This is a genomic window from Romboutsia sp. 13368, assembly GCF_018336475.1.
Classification (GTDB): Bacteria; Bacillota; Clostridia; order Peptostreptococcales; family Peptostreptococcaceae; genus Romboutsia.
The window spans coordinates 1617347-1618516 of the sequence record NZ_CP048741.1 but is presented as its reverse complement, the minus strand read 5'-3'; the positions used below and the strand labels follow the sequence as shown (position 1 = coordinate 1618516).

Genomic DNA, 1170 nt, shown 5'->3' with positions numbered 1-1170 from the left:
TATTATTTAAATTTTTTTATTTTCTAATTAAATTATGTATAGGGTTAGTAAATTTATGAATTAAAGTAAGATAAAAATAAAATTGTATTTAGTTACTAAAATGTAATCAATATCTATGGCTTTTTTCGACAAGAACTACTATAATTATAATAGGAAAAATCGACAGAGGTAAAGAGTGGGGGCAGACATGAAAAGAAAAGGCAAAAATATTTTTAGCTCTAAGAAAAAAAGACAACATGATTATAAAAAAGCAGTGTTAACTGTAGTTGTTGCAGGACTTATAATAGTTGTTGGATTCAAAGGTGTAACAGCAACTACAGCATTTTTAGAAGAAAAAAGGATAGAGCGAATAGAAATGCAAAAAAAGGCTGAAGCTGAAAGACTAGCAGCTGAAAAGAAAAGAAAAGAAGAAGAAGAAGCTAAAAAGAGAATGGTTGGTGTAACTCACGAGGCTAAGAAGTACACATATGATGCAAGAAAGATATGGGAAAAGTTAAATAACTATGATTACTCTAATGATGGTAAGAAAATGGTATTTTTAACTTTTGATGATGGATCATCAACGACTGTTACACCAGAAGTTTTAAAAATATTAAAAGAAAATGATGTAAGAGCTACTTTCTTCGTTACAGGAGAAAATATAGAAAGAGGCGGCAAAAAGGCTGAAGATTTAATAAAGCAGTCATTTGAATATGGAAATGCTATAGCTAATCACTCTTACAGTCATGATTACCATGCATTATATCCAAATAGAACTTTAGACTTAGAAGCATTTAAAGCTGATTTTAAGAAAACTGATGATTTATTAAAGAAAATATTAGGTCCATACTTCTCAACAAGAGTTATAAGATGTCCAGGTGGGCACATGTCTTGGAAGGGAATGGATGAACTTGATACATATTTAAATGAAAATAATATGGCATCAATAGATTGGAATGCATTAAATGCAGATGCTGAAGGTAGAAAGAAAAATGCTCAAGAGTTAGCAGATTATGCTATAAAAACATCTGAAGGTAAAGATATAGTTGTTTTATTAATGCACGATACTTACGGAAAAGAAGAGACAGCTAAAGCTCTTCCAACTATAATAAAATACTTCAAAGACAATGGATATGAATTTAAAACATTATCATAATATAAAGGCTATCTATTAATAGATAATCTTTTTTA

1 protein-coding gene is annotated in these 1170 nt (G+C 29.2%); it reads left to right on the top strand.

What is annotated here, in order from left to right; genetic code table 11:
* The first annotated feature begins 187 nt into the window (after nucleotides 1–187).
* Nucleotides 188–1135: a polysaccharide deacetylase family protein gene (locus tag G3997_RS06465; protein ID WP_296644634.1), complete on the top strand. Its 948-nt coding sequence runs from the start codon at nucleotides 188–190 to the stop codon at nucleotides 1133–1135.
* Nucleotides 1136–1170: the final 35 nt, after the last annotated feature.